This window comes from Microbacterium sp. (assembly GCF_036823965.1).
In the GTDB taxonomy this organism is placed as follows: Bacteria; Actinomycetota; Actinomycetes; order Actinomycetales; family Microbacteriaceae; genus Microbacterium.
In genome coordinates, this window is sequence record NZ_DAITBE010000003.1 from 153,808 (window position 1) to 168,523 (window position 14,716).

Annotated in this window: 12 protein-coding genes; 2 read left to right on the forward strand and 10 right to left on the reverse strand. The window is 69.1% G+C overall.

Features of this window, described 5'->3' with window-relative positions:
• Positions 1–172: 172 nt before the first annotated feature.
• Positions 173–1,528 (forward strand): uracil-xanthine permease family protein, encoded by a 1,356-nt coding sequence (locus V7Z82_RS06950; protein ID WP_334149444.1) that lies wholly within the window; start codon positions 173–175, stop codon positions 1,526–1,528.
• A 101-nt stretch (positions 1,529–1,629) separates the two neighbouring features.
• Here V7Z82_RS06950 and V7Z82_RS06955 read toward each other — a convergent pair whose 3' ends face one another.
• The 4 genes from V7Z82_RS06955 to V7Z82_RS06970 are packed head-to-tail and all read right to left on the reverse strand — an operon-like array spanning position 1,630 to position 7,008.
• Entirely contained in the window at positions 1,630–3,342 is a 1,713-nt protein-coding gene (locus V7Z82_RS06955) for an acetyl/propionyl/methylcrotonyl-CoA carboxylase subunit alpha (RefSeq protein WP_334149446.1), read from the reverse strand.
• Entirely contained in the window at positions 3,339–4,904 is a 1,566-nt protein-coding gene (locus tag V7Z82_RS06960; RefSeq protein WP_334149448.1) for an urea amidolyase family protein, read from the reverse strand. The genes V7Z82_RS06955 and V7Z82_RS06960 overlap by 4 nt, the downstream gene beginning before the upstream one ends.
• Positions 4,905–4,961: 57 nt before the next feature.
• A complete protein-coding gene (locus V7Z82_RS06965) occupies positions 4,962–5,726 on the reverse strand; it encodes a LamB/YcsF family protein (protein ID WP_334149450.1) in 765 nt (254 codons plus the stop codon).
• 4 nt (positions 5,727–5,730) lie between these two features.
• Positions 5,731–7,008: an NRAMP family divalent metal transporter gene (locus V7Z82_RS06970; RefSeq protein WP_334149452.1), complete on the reverse strand. Its 1,278-nt coding sequence runs from the start codon at positions 7,006–7,008 to the stop codon at positions 5,731–5,733.
• A 171-nt stretch (positions 7,009–7,179) separates the two neighbouring features.
• On the opposite strand from V7Z82_RS06970, the gene V7Z82_RS06975 reads away from it, so the two are divergent.
• Positions 7,180–7,818, forward strand: coding sequence for a GntR family transcriptional regulator (locus V7Z82_RS06975; protein ID WP_334149454.1), 639 nt, complete (start codon positions 7,180–7,182; stop codon positions 7,816–7,818).
• 27 nt (positions 7,819–7,845) lie between these two features.
• On the opposite strand, the gene V7Z82_RS06980 is transcribed toward V7Z82_RS06975, so the two are convergent.
• From V7Z82_RS06980 to V7Z82_RS07005, 6 genes are all read right to left on the reverse strand, one after another.
• Positions 7,846–8,514, reverse strand: coding sequence for a TetR/AcrR family transcriptional regulator (locus V7Z82_RS06980; RefSeq protein ID WP_334149456.1), 669 nt, complete (start codon positions 8,512–8,514; stop codon positions 7,846–7,848).
• Positions 8,515–8,738: 224 nt separating this feature from the next.
• Positions 8,739–9,734, reverse strand: a complete 996-nt coding sequence (locus V7Z82_RS06985; RefSeq protein WP_334149458.1) for a LacI family DNA-binding transcriptional regulator — start codon at positions 9,732–9,734, stop codon at positions 8,739–8,741.
• A 53-nt stretch (positions 9,735–9,787) separates the two neighbouring features.
• Positions 9,788–11,218, reverse strand: coding sequence for a GH1 family beta-glucosidase (locus V7Z82_RS06990; RefSeq protein ID WP_334149460.1), 1,431 nt, complete (start codon positions 11,216–11,218; stop codon positions 9,788–9,790).
• Positions 11,219–11,223: 5 nt separating this feature from the next.
• Positions 11,224–12,114 (reverse strand): carbohydrate ABC transporter permease, encoded by an 891-nt coding sequence (locus tag V7Z82_RS06995; protein ID WP_334149462.1) that lies wholly within the window; start codon positions 12,112–12,114, stop codon positions 11,224–11,226.
• Positions 12,111–13,163, reverse strand: a complete 1,053-nt coding sequence (locus tag V7Z82_RS07000) for a carbohydrate ABC transporter permease (RefSeq protein ID WP_334149464.1) — start codon at positions 13,161–13,163, stop codon at positions 12,111–12,113. The genes V7Z82_RS06995 and V7Z82_RS07000 overlap by 4 nt, the downstream gene beginning before the upstream one ends.
• 183 nt (positions 13,164–13,346) lie before the next feature.
• Positions 13,347–14,657 carry an ABC transporter substrate-binding protein gene (locus tag V7Z82_RS07005; protein WP_334149466.1) on the reverse strand — a complete coding sequence of 437 codons (1,311 nt, stop codon included), beginning with the start codon at positions 14,655–14,657 and terminating at the stop codon, positions 13,347–13,349.
• Between the last annotated feature and the right edge of the window lie 59 nt (positions 14,658–14,716).

Below are 14,716 nucleotides of genomic sequence, written 5' to 3' on the forward strand. Positions count from 1 at the left end.
GCAGGGAGAATCGGGTCGATTCTCCCTGCATCCCGCACAACGCCATGCAGGGTGAGCGCGCGCCGGCCGTTCGACGCCCCGACGCAGGTCGAGGCACCCAGGGAACATTCAGGAATCGGTAGTGTTGCTCCAGCACTCCCCTCTCCCTCCCCCGAAAACCTGAGGAGCACGCATGCCCCTGTGGAAGATCCACGGAAACGGCCGCACGGTCGAAGCCGGCGCCGTCGTCACGCCCGAAGAGCGCCTGAACTGGCCCGCCACGATCGCCATCGGCGCGCAGCATGTCGTCGCGATGTTCGGCGCGACGTTCCTGGTGCCGACGCTGACGGGCTTCCCCGTCTCGACCACGCTGCTGTTCAGCGGTATCGGCACGATCCTCTTCCTGCTCATCACGAAGAACCGCCTGCCCAGCTACCTCGGCTCCTCCTTCGCGTTCATCGCGCCGATCACGGCCGCCGTCGCCGCCGGCAACATGGGCTCGGCGCTCGCCGGCGTGGTCGCCGTCGGCATCCTGCTCACGATCGTCGGTCTGGTCGTGCAGTTCGCCGGGCTCCGCTGGGTCGACGCCCTGATGCCACCGGTGGTCGCCGGCGCGATCGTCGCGCTGATCGGCTTCAACCTCGCCCCGACGGCGTGGAACAACTTCCAGATCGACCCCGTCACCGCGACCATCACGCTCGTCGCGATCATCGTATTCGCGGTGCTGTTCCGCGGCTTCCTCGGCCGCATCTCGATCTTCCTCGGCGTCGCGGTCGGATTCATCTATGCCGCGTTCACCGGCTCGTTCGACGCGCCGAACGCTCTGCGCGGCGGCAAGACGCCGGCCGAGCTCATCGCCGACGCCCCGTGGATCGGCCTGCCCGAGTTCCACCTCCCGGACTTCGTGGAGCCCGGCACCTGGTCGACCATCGCGATGTTCCTGCCGGTCGTCCTGGTGCTGGTCGCCGAGAACGTCGGCCACGTGCGCGGCGTCGCCAGCATGACCGAGGACCCGTCGATCAACAAGCACACGGGCCGCGCCCTGATCGCCGACGGTGTCGCGACGACGCTCGCCGGTGGCTTCGGCGGCTCGGGCACGACCACCTACGGCGAGAACATCGGCGTCATGGCGGCGACCCGCGTGTACTCGACGGCCGTGTACTGGGTCGCCGGCCTGTTCGCGATTCTGCTCGCATTCTCGCCCAAGGTCGGCGAGGTCTTCAACTCGATCCCAGCCGGCGTGCTGGGCGGCGCGACCACCGCGCTCTACGGCCTGATCGGCATCATCGGCATCAAGATCTGGGTCGACAGCCGCGTGGACTTCTCACGCCCGGTGAACCAGTACACGGCCGCGGTCTCGCTCGTGATCGGCATCGCCGGCTTCTCGATGCAGCTCGGCGACTTCGCGTTCGGCGGCATCGTGCTCGGCACGGTCGCGGCCCTGTTGATCTACCACCTGGGCAATCTGATCGCCCGTGCCCGCAAGACCGGCGCAGACGACCCCAAGCCGCTCGAGGCGGTCGGCCCGCTCGGCGGCGACCCGGCCTGATCCGGCGCCCACACGCAACGCTCGTCGCGCATGACCAGCTGATCCCGGATGCCTCGCCCGAGGCATCCGGGATCTCTGCGTTTCAGAAGCCGGACATGCGCCTAGTCGATGACGGCGAGCACGCCGTCGGCCGGGACGGATGCAGAGAGCTCGGCCCTCCGCGACAGCGTGCCGGAGCGATGGGCGGCGACAGACGTCTCCATCTTCATCGCGTCGAGCACCGCGACCGGATCGCCCTCGGCCACCTGTGCACCGTCATCGACGAGCCAGCGGACGAGCGTGCCCGGAGCAGGTGAGCGCAGCTCGGTCGGGTCGGCCGGAGGCGTCGCCGCAGCACCCCCACCGCCCTGGCCGAGACCCGCGAGCAGGGCCGCAGGCAGACCGAGCACGACCCGGCGACCGTCGATCTCCACCGGGAACCGCTGCAGCGCGGCATCCGGCACCGCAGCCGGTCGCAGCTGCGGCTCCAGCGTCGGCAGCAGGGCGCTCTCGATCCACTGCGTGTGCACCGCGAAGGTCTCGGTGGCGAACGCCGGGTCATCGATCGCGAGCCGGTCGAACGGGATCACGGTCGCCGGGCCCTCGACCGAGAGTTCGCGCAGGGCCCGCCGAGCGCGCACGAGCGCCGCATCACGCGACTCGGCGTGCACGATGAGCTTGGCGATCATGGAGTCGAAGGCAGGCTGCACGGCGTCGCCCGCTTCGATGCCGCTGTCCCAGCGCACCCCAGGGCCACCTGGGATGCGCAGCGTCTCGACTCGGCCGGGGCTCGGGAGGAATCCGCGGCCCGGGTCCTCCGCGTTGATCCGGAACTCGAACGCGTGCCCGGTCGGTGTCGGCGTCTCAGCGAGCGACATGCCCTCACCGAACGCGATGCGGAACTGCTCCCGCACCAGGTCGACCCCGGTGACCTCCTCGGTGACCGGATGCTCCACCTGGAGCCGCGTGTTGACCTCGAGGAACGAGATCGTGCCGTCGGCGGCGAGCAGGAACTCGACCGTGCCCGCGCCGCGGTACTGCACCTCTGCACAGATCGACCGCGCCGCCTCGTGGATCAGCGACCGCTGCTCGGTCGACAGCCCGGGCGCCGGCGCCTCTTCGATGAGCTTCTGGTTCCGGCGCTGCATGGAGCAGTCGCGGTCGCCGACGACGACGATGCCGCCGAGCCCGTCGCCGAGCACCTGCACCTCGATGTGCCGCGGGCTCTCGAGGAACCGCTCCACGAAGCACTCACCGCGACCGAAGGCGGCGATCGCCTCGCGCGTGGCCGCGTCGAAGGCAGCGGCGACCTCGGACAGTTCCCGAACGACCTTGAGCCCTCGTCCGCCACCGCCGAACGCGGCCTTGATCGCGATCGGGAGGCCGTGCTGCTCCGCGAACGCCACCGCCTCGTCCGGGCCGGCCAGCGGCTCATCGGTGCCGGCGGCAAGCGGTGCGCCGACCCGCTGCGCGATGCGCCGCGCGGTCATCTTGTCGCCGAGCGCGTCGATGCTCTCGGGCGACGGACCGATCCAGATGAGCCCCGCCCCCTCGACCGCTCGCGCGAACGCAGCGCTCTCCGAGAGGAATCCATAGCCGGGATGCACGGCATCCGCACCGGTCTGCTCGGCAGCTGCGAGCAGCGCATCGATCGACAGATACGTCGTCGCTGCGGTGTCCCCGCCCAGCCCGACCGCCTCATCCGCAAGACGCACGTGCAGCGCATCGGCATCCTGATCCGCGGACACCGCGATCGACGCGTACCCTGCTTCCGCGCACGCGCGGATGACGCGCACGGCGATCTCGCCGCGATTCGCGATCAGCACCTTGATCATGAGTTCTCCTTGACGATGAGACGAAGACGGACGCCAGGAGCCAGCTGACCTGCGAGGTCGAGGCTGCGATCCGTGAGCGCACCGATGATGGGGTACCCGCCGGTGAGCGGATGATCGGGGAGGAACAGCACCGGCTGACCGTCCGGCGGCACCTGGATCGCGCCGGTGACGGCGCCCTCGCTGGGCAGCTCGCCGCCGACGGAGCGCTCGAGCGGCACCTCTCCCTGCAGGCGGATGCCGACGCGATCCGAACGGGGGGTCACTGTCCATTCCTGGTCGGTGAGCGCCCCCAGCGCGGCGGCGGTGAACCAGTCGTCGCGGGGGCCGAGGGTGATCTCGAGCTCGACGACATCACCGGGTGCGGGAAGGTCTCGAGGCACGGGATCGGGCTCGACCGGTTTCGTCGCGGCGACTCCGACGGGGATGACCGCGCCGACCGCGAGCGCCTCCGGTCCGAGCCCGGCGAGGGTGTCGCCCGCTCGGCTGCCGAGTGCGGTGTCGGCGTCGAATCCACCGCGCACGGCGATGACGTATCGCAGCCCGCGCTCGGGATGGCCGAGGGCGAGCTCGTCGCCGTCGACCGTCGCGAACGGTTCGCCGTGCGCGACGGAGCGAACCGTGCCGTCTGCTTCGGTCAGGCTGAGCGAGCCGAGTGCGCCGGCGACCGCCGCGACGCCTGCGCCGCGGAACCGCAGGACGGCTCCGCCGACGCTCTCCAGCACGGCAGCGGACGCGGCATTGCCCACGGCACGGTTCGCGTCGCGCATCGCTCGCCGATCGGCTGCTCCGGATGCCGAGACCCCGAGCGCGGCGTAGCCAGGGCGCCCTGCGTCCTGCACGAGCAGCTGCAGCGAGGAGCGGACGACCTCGACGGCAGCATCCGCGTGCAGGCTCACGCCGTCGCCGGCACGCGGGGGCTGCGTCTGCACATGTCCGCTCTCGCCCAGCCGAGCCTGGGCACGCACCCGTTCGAACCGCACGGTCGCGCCGGGTGCGAGCAGTGCCGGCGGGTCGCGGTCGATGTCCCACATCACGGCATCCGTGCGGCCGATGAGCTGCCACCCGCCTGGGCTCTCGCGCGGATACACCCCGGTGAACTGCCCGGCCAACGCCACCGATCCGGCCGGCACGCGGGTTCGCGGCGAGGAGCGACGCGGTACGTCGAAGAGGGGATCGCCGCTCACGACATAGCCGAACCCCGGGGCGAAGCCCGAGAACGCGACCCGCCAGTCGGCGGCGAGATGCCGGTTCACGAGCTCATCCGCCGAGACGCCGAGCAACGACGCCGCCTCATCGAGGTCCTCGCCGTCGTAGTGCACCGGCACCACAGCCTCGCCGGCGCGCGGCAGCTCACCGCCGCCCACCTCGGTCGAGGCCAGCACACCCGCGAGATCAGCAGCGGAGACCTGAAGCGGATCGAAGCGCACGAGCACCGTCCTGGCACCGGGGATGCGCTCGACGACGCCGGGCAGGCCGTCCCACGCGAGGTTCAGCCGCATGGCTTCATCGAGATCGGCTGCCTCGACGAGCAGGGCACGATCGGATGCCGTGAGGATTCGCATCAGACCGGGTACTCCGCATCCGGCACGTCGGTGATGAACGTGGCGAGCACCGTCATGTCACACCCGCACGAACGGGGCGATCGTGATGCCCTCGGCCTGGAGCATCCGCTTTGTCTCAGCGGCCATCGCGACAGAGCCCGGGCTGTCGCCGTGCACGCAGATCGACTGGGCCACCACCGGCACATCGGTGCCGTCGATCGCGCGGATCACGCCGTGGGCGGCGAGGCGGACCATCCGCTCCGCGACCTCGGCCGGGTCGTGCAGCACGGATCCCGGCTCGGTGCGCGACACGAGCTGCCCGTCCGGCTGGTAGGCGCGGTCGGCGAAGGCCTCGGCCGCGGTTGCCAGCCCCGCTCGCTCGGCGACATCGAGCACGACGCCGCCGGCGAGGCCGAGCAGCACGAGGCTGGGATCGATCGCGCGGATCGCGGCCACGACGTCGTTCGACTGTCGCTCGTCGCGGGCGATCGTGTTGTACAGCGCGCCGTGCGGCTTGACGTAGGCGACCCGCCCGCCGACCGCGGCAGCGAGACCCATGAGCGCCCCGAGCTGGTACTCGACCTGCGCCTGGAGCGTGGCGGAGTCGATGTCGACCTTCGTGCGTCCGAAGTTCTCGTAGTCGCGGTAGCCGGGGTGCGCGCCGATCACGACGCCGCCCTGCACTGCTGCTGCGAGCGTCTCGCGGATGCCCTCCGGGCTCCCTGCATGGAAGCCGCACGACACGTTCGCGCTCGCGACGAGGCGCAGCATGCTCTCGTCGTCGCTCACGATCCGGTCGGCGACGTTCTCGCCGAGGTCCGAGTTCAGGTCGATGGATGTCATGCGATCACGCTCCGATTCCGAGGAAGGCGAAGATGGGGCCGATCGAGACGGCGCCCATGTACCAGGTCAGCGCGGTCACGAGCGTGCCGGCGATGAGCAGCCACATCGGGTACTTCTTCGACCCGAGGAGGTCGCGACGGAACCAGCCGATGTACATGAACACGGTGAGTCCGATCGGCAGGATCAGTCCGTTGAAGCCGCCGACGAAGACGAGGATCGCGGCGGGCGCGGTGCCGATCGACAGGTACACGATCAGCGAGACGACGATGAACGCCACGGTCGCGAGCTGCAGCGGCCAGCCTCCGGCGAGCTTCTTCGTGTAGGTGGAGAGGAACGTCGCCGAGGTGTACGCCGCACCGATGACCGAGCTGATCGCGGCGGCCCAGAAGATCGCGCCGAAGATGCGGAGACCTGCATCGCCGAGCACCGCACCGAAGGCCTGACCAGCGGGGTTCGCGCCCTGACCGGAGAGGTCGAGCGTGACACCGGAGGCGACGACGCCGAGCACGGCGAGGAACAGCACGTAGCGCATGACGCCGGTGACGAGGATGCCGTTGGCCGCAGCCCGCATCACGGGGCCGGCCTGCTCAGGGCCGGTGTGCCCGGAGTCGAGGTAGCGGTGCGCGCCGGAGTACGTGATGTATCCACCGACGGTGCCGCCGACGATCGTGGTGATCGTGGCGAAGTTCAGCTCGTCCGGCACGAACGTCTGGCGCAGCGCCTCGCCGATCGGGGGCTGGGCGATGACCGCCACCACCACGGTCATCACGATCATCCCGACACCGAGGATCACCAGGACGATGTCCATGACGGGACCGGCCTTCTTCACCAGGAAGATGATGATCGCGAGCGCCGCGGTGAGGACGCCGCCGAGCTTCGCATCGATGCCGAGGAGCGCGTTGAGGCCGAGCCCGCCACCGGCGATGTTGCCGATGTTGAAGGCGAGGCCGCCGATCACGACGAGCAGTGCGATGAGGTGGCCGGAGAAGGGGATGGCGCTGTTGGCGAGTTCGCCGGCGCGCTTGCCGGAAGACGTGATCATGCGCCACACGTTCAACTGCACCGCGATGTCGACGAGGATCGAGATGAGGATCGCGAACGCGAACGCCGCACCCATCGTCGCCGTGAAGGTCGCGGTCTGCGTGATGAAGCCGGGGCCGATGGCGCTGGTGGCCATGAGGAAGATCGCGCCGATGACGGCGCTGCGTCCTGCGCGCTTCTTGACGGCAGCGAGGCGGACTTCGTCCTCCGGGGAGAGGGCGGTGGGTGACTGCTCGGTCATAGGGGGATTCCCATCGTCGTTGGTGGGTGTCGGTTGGCACCCAGTGTAGAACGGATAGTTCATGATTGTTCAACAAGATTGTTTCCGCCGTGCTACAACAAGGTTGCTTTCGTGTGATTCATGCGGGGAATCCGTGGACGATCCGCGCGCTCCGGCACCTACGATGAAGGCATGAACCAGCAGGGCGTGCTCGCCGACGTGCTCCGTCAGCGCATCATCGACGGGGACTTCGCGCCCGGGTCGCGGCTGTCGGAGTCGGCTCTCGCCGAGCAGTTCGACGTATCGCGCAACACGTTGCGCGAGGCCTTCCGCGTACTCGCCGAGCAGGGCCTCGTCGAGCACATCCCGCACCGGGGGGTCTCCGTCGCATCGCCGACCATCGCCGACGTGATCGACATCTATCGCGCCCGTCGCGTGATCGAGTGCGCCGCGCTGCGCCAGTCCGAGCCCGAGCACCCGGCGGTGCAGCTCATGCGCGACGCGCTCGCCGAAGCGGAGGAGCAGCTGCCGCACGAGGACTGGCGGCGCATCGGCAGCGCGAACATGGCCTTCCACGATGCGATCGTCGCGCTCGCGGACAGTGCGCGCCTCGCCCGCACCTATCGTGACGTCGCCGCCGAGCTGCGGCTCGTGTTCCTCGAGATCGACCAGCCGAAGTCACTGCACGAGCCGTTCGTCCGTCGCAACAGGGCCGTGCTCACGGCGCTGCTCGAACGCGGTCCCGAGGCCGCGGCCGATGAGCTGGAGCGCTACCTCACGGCATCCGAGCGCAGCGTGCTCGGCGCGTTCGCCCGCATGGGCCACGCCTGACGCCGCGCCCATGACGGTCAGCGCCCCTCAGCGCTGCGGATCGCGCACCGCACCGGATGCTCGCAGGCGCAGCGGCACCTGGCGCGGCGGGAGCTCGAGCGGCAGCGGAGTCTCGGGAGCTGGGATGCCGTAGAGCCGGTACATCCAGCGGCGCGCATCCTCCAGCGGGAACGTGTCGCCGTAGACAGCGAACTTCAGGAGGACGCCCTCGAGCGTGCCGCGCAGCATGATCTCCTCGAGCTCGGGATCGACGGCGCCGCGCGCGCGGAAGATGTCTCGCACGGATTCCTCCGACTGGATCGCCCGCTCGTGGAACCGGTCCTCCGCCTCGGCGTACAGGCGGTGCGTCGCCGGCTGCTGCTGCATCGCGAGCACGACCTTCTGCACCGGCAGCGCGTAGCCGGTCGCCATCAGCACGCCGTCGATGATGCCGGCCAGACGGTCGTCAGCTGCGCCGGACACCTCGGGGATGCTGAACAGCGCGTCGAACCACGCATCGATGACCGCGACGATCAGCTGCTCCTTGCCGCCGAAGTGATAGCTCACCAACCCCTGGGCGACACCGGCACGGCGGGTGATCTCGGCGACGCTCGCCCCGGAGACACCCCGTTCGCTGAAGACCTCGATCGCCGCCTGCAGGATGTTCTCGCGAGCGCGCTCGCGAGCGAGACGGTTCTGCTCGTCGGATCGCGCCACGGGTCTCACCTCCTGGTTCAGCCGTTCGGCTTCCGGTTCGGTTCCCCCGCCATATAGATTACTCACTGAACACTCATTCAATCTATGGGTGGACAGAGAGCAGCTCGCAACGGAGACCGACTTCCGGATGACGGGCTGCACCCCGCAGTCTCACGGGTGCGGGCTTGTCCTGGAGGGGCGTCAAGCCCGCACCCGTGTTCACCTCGGAAAGCCGAGGCGAGCAGTCAGGCCGAGGCGCGCACCACGAGCTCGGTCGGCAGGATCGTCGTGTGCGGCGGATCCCCGCCGCCGAGACGCGCGAGCAGCACCCGCGCCATCGACTCCCCCTGCGCATACATCGGCTGACGCATGGTCGTGAGCTGCGGATCCGTCGACGTCGCCACCGAGGAGTCGTCGAAGCCGACCAGCGCGATGTCCTCCGGCACGCGCACACCGGCGCTGCGCAGCACCGTGAGGGCACCGCGGGCCATCAGGTCGCTCGCGACGAAGATCGCATCGGGACGCCCGGCGGCGAGGATGCGGCGCGCGGCATCCGCTCCGCTGGATTCGCTGTAGTCACCGGCCTCCTCGGCGAACGGCCGCAGCCCCGCCTCGGCGAGCGCGCTGCGGAAGCCCTGCACCCGGTCGACCGAGGAGACCATCGTCGGGGTCCCCGAGATCGTGGCGATCCGGGTACGGCCGATGTCGATCAGGCGGCGGGTGGCCTGGTGTGCGCTCCAGACGTTGTCGACGTCGACCACGTAGTCGTCCTCGCGCTGCCGCACCGGCCGGCCGCCGTAGACCACGGGAACCGCGTCGGCGATCCGGTCGATGAACGCGTCACTCATGTGATGCGACACGATCAGCGCGCCGTCGACGCCGCCGTTGAGCACGAAGCTCGACATCTTGTCGCCGGGGTCGTCGCTCGCGATCAGCAGGTTCAGCAGGTAGTCCGAGGTGCGCAGCGCGCCGGTGATGCCCGCGACGATCGCCGCGAAGAAGGGGTCGCCGAAGAACCGGGTGGTGTCCTCCGGCACGATCAGCGCGATCGCCTGGGTCTGATTGGATGCCAGGGAGCGCGCCGCGCGGTTGGGCACGTAGTTGAGCTGCTCGATCGCCGCGCGCACCGCGACGAGTGCCTCTGGGCTGACCGCAGTCGACCCGTTCACCACGCGAGACACAGTCGACCGGGACACCCCGGCGGTGGACGCCACCTCTTCGATGGTCGCTCGTGACGGCACGGCTCTCCTTCAAGTCCGACGACGGCTCGGATGCTCCGCCCGCCCCGCCGCGATCAGATGCTGCGTGCGGCGATGATGCGAGCGTACTCCCGGCCGGAGTCCTTCACGCTCCGCTCCTGGGTGTCGTAGTCGACGCGCACGATGCCGAAGCGCTTGTCGTAGCCCCAGGCCCACTCGTAGTTGTCGAACATCGACCAGTAGAAATAGCCGCGCACGTCGACGCCGGCCTCCACGGCATCCAGCACCGCCTCGAGGTGCAGGCGGAGGAACTCGGTGCGCTCGGCGTCGTGCACCCGCGTCTCGCCGTCCTCCAGCACCTCGACATCGTCGTACGCCGCGCCGTTCTCGGTCATCGAGAGCACGGTGCCAGCCGGCTGCGCGTACTCGGTCCAGATGCGCTCGAGCAGCCTGGTGAGCCCCTCTGGCTGCACCTCCCAGTTCTGGGCCGTGCGAGGGAGGCCGCGCTCGACGTTGTGGATGTGCTCGAACGAGGGATACGGGCTGCGCACCTTCCGCTCGGTGTCCGGCACGCTCTCGACCGCTGACTCCGCGGGCGCCGTGCCCGAGACGAGGTCGCCGTGGTAGTAGTTCACGCCCTGCGTGTCGATGTGCTGCGCGATTGTCGCGAGGTCGCCGTCGTGGATTGCCGCCTCGAATGCGGCGACGGCCTCGGCATCCACCGCCCTGATGTCCTCGACGATGTCGGCCGGATAGGCACCGCGGTAGATGGGGTCGAGGAACCAGCGGTTGAACTGCCCGTCGATCCGGCGGGCGGCGTCGACATCGGCCGGGTCATCCGGGTCCGCGGCGTCGGCGACCGTGTGGTTGAGGGTGATGCCGAGGTTCAGGCCGGCGTCGCGCCCGCGCAGTTCGCGGACGGTCTCGCCGTGCGCGAGCAGCAGATGGTGCGAGGCGAGCAGCCCCTCCTCGATGCTCGTGTGCCCCGGCGCGTGCTCCCCGCCCGTGTACGAGAGGAACGACGAGCACCACGGCTCGTTCAGCGTGGTCCACACGTTCACCCGGTCGCCCAGTGCGTCGTGCATGGTGCCGGCGTACTCGAGGAAGCGGCCGACGGTGTCGCGGTTCGTCCAGCCGCCCTGCTCCTGCAGCGCCTGCGGCATGTCCCAGTGGTACAGCGTCAGCCACGGCAGGATGTCGGCATCCAGCAGCCCGTCGACCAGGCGCTCGTAGAAGTCGACGCCCTTCGCATTCACGGCTCCGCCGTCCGGCCGGACGCGCGACCACGAGGTCGAGAATCGGTAGGTCTGCAGGCCCAGCTGCGTCATCAGCGCGATGTCGTCGGCATACCGGTGATAGTGGTCGCAGGCGACGTCGCCGTTGTCGCCGTTGATGACCGCACCCGGCACCCGGGAGAACGCGTCCCAGATCGACGCCGTGCGTCCGTCCTCGAATGCCGCCCCCTCGATCTGATAGGCCGCTGTCGCGGCGCCGAACAGGAAGTTCTCGGGGAAAGCACGGGTCATAGGGGTCATCCTTTCACCGCGCCAGCCATGATGCCACTGACCAGCTGCCGCCCCGCGACCACGAAGAGCACGAGGAGCGGGAGGGTCGCGAGCACGGCACCGGCGAGCACGATGGAGTAGTCGATGTAGTAGCCGGACTGCAGCTGGCTGAGCGCCGTCTGCAGCGTCGGATTCTGCGGGGAGAGCACGATCAGCGGCCAGAGGTAGTCGGTCCACGCGGTCATGAAGGTGAACAGCCCGAGGATCGCCATGGCCGGACGAGCGGCGGGGATGCCGACGGTGAGGAACGTGCGGAACTGGTTCGCGCCGTCCATGCGCGCGGCCTCGATCAGCTCGTCGGGGATCACGTCGACCAGGTACTGCCGCATGAAGAAGACGCCGAACGCGGTGACCAGCGTCGGCACGATCACGGCGCCGATCGAGCCGGTCCAGCCGAGCTCGCGCATCAGCATGAACAGCGGGATGATGCCCAGCTGCGTCGGGATCGCCATGGTCGCGATCACGAAGATCATCAGCCCGTCACGACCCTTGAACCGCAGCTTCGCGAAGGCGTAGCCGGCGAGCGTCGAGAAGGTCACGACCGAGATCGTGATGATGCCGGAGATCAGGAACGAGTTGCCGAGGGCGAGCCAGAACGGGATGGCGTCGAGCACCTTCGCGGCGTTCACGAAGAAGTTGCCGCCCGGTACCAGGGGCAGCGTCTCGCCGCGGGTGGCGTTCGTGCCGCTGGCGACCACGACCGACCACCACAACGGGTAGACGCTGCCGATGATGAAGGCGGCGAGCAGCCCATAGGTGAGGAAGCCGGGACGGCTGCCGATACCGGCGGTGCCACCGGTCGCGCCGCGACGGCGGCGGATCTTCTCGGGCACGCTGAGCGCCTGGGTCGCAGTCATCGTGCGCTCTCCTTCTCGGTCGTGGTGCTGGGCGCGGTGGTGCGAGCTCGGCGGCGCGCTGCGCGGTTCTTCGGGGCGTCACCCGTCGAGATCCGTCGGGAGATCAGGAAGTTGATCACGCCGATGCCGACGATCAGCAGGAACAGCAGGATCGCGACGGCGGATGCTTCGCCCAGGTTCCGCCGGAAGAAGGCGAGCTCCCAGAGGAACAGCACCGTGGTCTGGAATTGCCGGTCGCTGCCGCCGATGCCGCCGGCGGTCGAGACGTCGAACAGGCGCGGCTCGGCGAAGATCTGCAGCCCGCCGATCGTGGCGGTGATGATGACGAAGATCAGGGTCGGCCGGATCGTGGGGATCGTGATGGAGAAGAACCTGCGGGCGGAGCCGGCGCCGTCGAGCGCGGCGGACTCGTACAGATCGCGCGGCACCGCCTGCATCGCGGCGAGCAGGATCAGGGCGTTGTACCCGGTCCAGCGGAAGTTCACCATGATCGCGATCGCGAGGTGCGACAGCGCGGTGTTGTGCTTCCACTCCTGGTCGGCGATGCCGATCAGGTTCAGCAGGTTGTTGGCGAGACCGTCGGCCTCGTTGAAGATGCTCGAGAAGATGATGGCCACGGCGACCGGGGTCACCACGAACGGGATGAGCACGCTCATGCGCCAGAACGTGGGAGCACGCAGGCCGCGGTCGAGCAGGTACGCGATGACGAGTGCCACCGCGAGCTGCGGGATCGCCGACAGCAGGAAGATGCTGAGCGTGTTGCCGATCGAGTTCCAGAACATCGCGTCATTCAGGATCTTGACGAAGTTGTCGAGCCCGACGAAGCCCTCCTGGCCCTTCAGCAGATCCCACTCGTGCACGGCCACCCAGACCGTGTACAGCAGCGGGAACAGCCCGACGAGGCCGAACAGCAGGAAGAACGGAGAGATGTAGAAGTACGGCGAGGCGTGCTGGTCGAACCGCGACAGCCGGTGCCGCCATGGCCGCTTCGGCACAGCATCCGGCGTGTGTCGGGATGCCGTCTCGCGGCGTTCCGCTGTGAGGGTCATGAGTCGTCCTTGTTTGACGCGAGTGTGGGTTCCAGAGCTCGGGTGGGTCCGTGAGCTCGGGTGGCCATGGGTGGGTCCCTGAGCGCGCGGGTCCGTGAGCTCGGGTGGCCCCATGGGTGGGTCCCTGAGCCTGTCGAAGGGTCCGGTGGTGCTCCGACAGGCTCAGCAACCCAGTAGTGAGGATCAGCCGACGAGGTCGTTCAGCAGCTGGATGGCCTGATCCCAGGCGCCCTTGGTGTCGGTCTCACCGCGGTCGAGGCTGCTGAGGGCCGGGCCGAAGACGTTCTCCTGGATGACGGAGTCGTCCGCGCCCTTGAACTGCGCCACGACGCCCTTCGCGCGCTCGGCGAGGATCGCGCCCGTGGGGGCGTCGTTGAAGAACGCGTTCGGCGTGGCATCCGATGCCAGCGTCTCCTGCGCCTTCACGGTCGACGGGAAGTTGCCGGCCGCGGCGGACTGCTCGACCTGCTGCTCGGGCTGCGTCAGCCAGTCGGCGAGTGCCGCAGCGGCTTCCTTGTGCTGCGAGGTCTCCGGGATCGACAGGAACGCGCCGCCCCAGTTGGCCGCGCCTCCGGGGAAGACATCGGCGAAGTCCCAGCCGGTCGATGCGTCGCCGCCACCGGCCTCGACCTGGCCCTGCACGACGCCGAGCATCCAGCCGGGGCAGACGAAGGTCGCGAAGGTGCCGTCGACGAACGACTTGCCGCCGTTCCAGTCCCAGGCCGTCTGCGCTGCGGACTGGCCGCCCTCGGTCGCGGCGCCGAGCTGTTCGAAGCGCTCCTTGAGCTCGGCGTTGCCCTCGACGTTCAGCTCGCCGTCAGCCGTGTAGTAGCCCTCGTCGAGCTGGTTGACCATGGCGTTCCACACGAAGCCGGAGTGGTCGTACCAGGCTTTGCCGGTCTTGGCGGTGTAGTCGGCACCGACCTGGAAGTAGGTGTCCCAGTCGCCGGTCAGCAGCTCGGCGACCGACTCGCGATCGCTCGGCAGACCTGCGGCCTCGAAGGCCGCGCCGTTGTAGCAGATGCCGCTCGGGCCGATGTCGGTGCCGTAGCCGATCACGCGACCTTCGGCATCCGTCGCCTGACCGTACTTCCAGTCGACCCAGTCGGCCTTGCGGTCTTCGATGCCGTAGTCGCGCAGGTCGACGAAGGTGTCTGAGACGTCCATGACGGCGCCGAGCCAGCCTTCCTCGATCGCGACGATGTCGCTGAGTCCTGAGCCGGCGGCGATCTTGGTGAAGGCATCGGTGCGGGCGTTGCCGCCGGTGTCGATGTTCGTCGCCTCGATCTTCACGTTCGGGTGGAGCTTCTCGTACTCCGTGTAGAGGTCTTCGTAGCCGAAGGTGCCGAACGTGGTGACGGTCAGCGTCACGTCTGCGTCGGCGTCTCCTTCGGCTGCATCGCCGTTGCCGGCCGAGCAGCCGGCGAGGGCCAGGGCTGCGACGGATGCCACGGCGGCTGTGGTGAGGATGCGATTGCGGGCGCGGGTGTTCACGGTTCACTCCTTTGTGGGGGTCGTGCGGTGGGTGGTGCTCTCGGGAACCGTGGGAGCGC

Coding starts and splice junctions, on each gene's coding strand:
- V7Z82_RS06950 (WP_334149444.1), top strand. CDS start 173: ATGCCCCTGTGGAAGATCCACGGAAACGGCCGCACGGTCGAAGCCGGC.
- V7Z82_RS06955 (WP_334149446.1), bottom strand. CDS start 3,342: ATGATCAAGGTGCTGATCGCGAATCGCGGCGAGATCGCCGTGCGCGTC.
- V7Z82_RS06960 (WP_334149448.1), bottom strand. CDS start 4,904: ATGCGAATCCTCACGGCATCCGATCGTGCCCTGCTCGTCGAGGCAGCC.
- V7Z82_RS06965 (WP_334149450.1), bottom strand. CDS start 5,726: ATGACATCCATCGACCTGAACTCGGACCTCGGCGAGAACGTCGCCGAC.
- V7Z82_RS06970 (WP_334149452.1), bottom strand. CDS start 7,008: ATGACCGAGCAGTCACCCACCGCCCTCTCCCCGGAGGACGAAGTCCGC.
- V7Z82_RS06975 (WP_334149454.1), top strand. CDS start 7,180: ATGAACCAGCAGGGCGTGCTCGCCGACGTGCTCCGTCAGCGCATCATC.
- V7Z82_RS06990 (WP_334149460.1), bottom strand. CDS start 11,218: ATGACCCGTGCTTTCCCCGAGAACTTCCTGTTCGGCGCCGCGACAGCG.
- V7Z82_RS06995 (WP_334149462.1), bottom strand. CDS start 12,114: ATGACTGCGACCCAGGCGCTCAGCGTGCCCGAGAAGATCCGCCGCCGT.
- V7Z82_RS07000 (WP_334149464.1), bottom strand. CDS start 13,163: ATGACCCTCACAGCGGAACGCCGCGAGACGGCATCCCGACACACGCCG.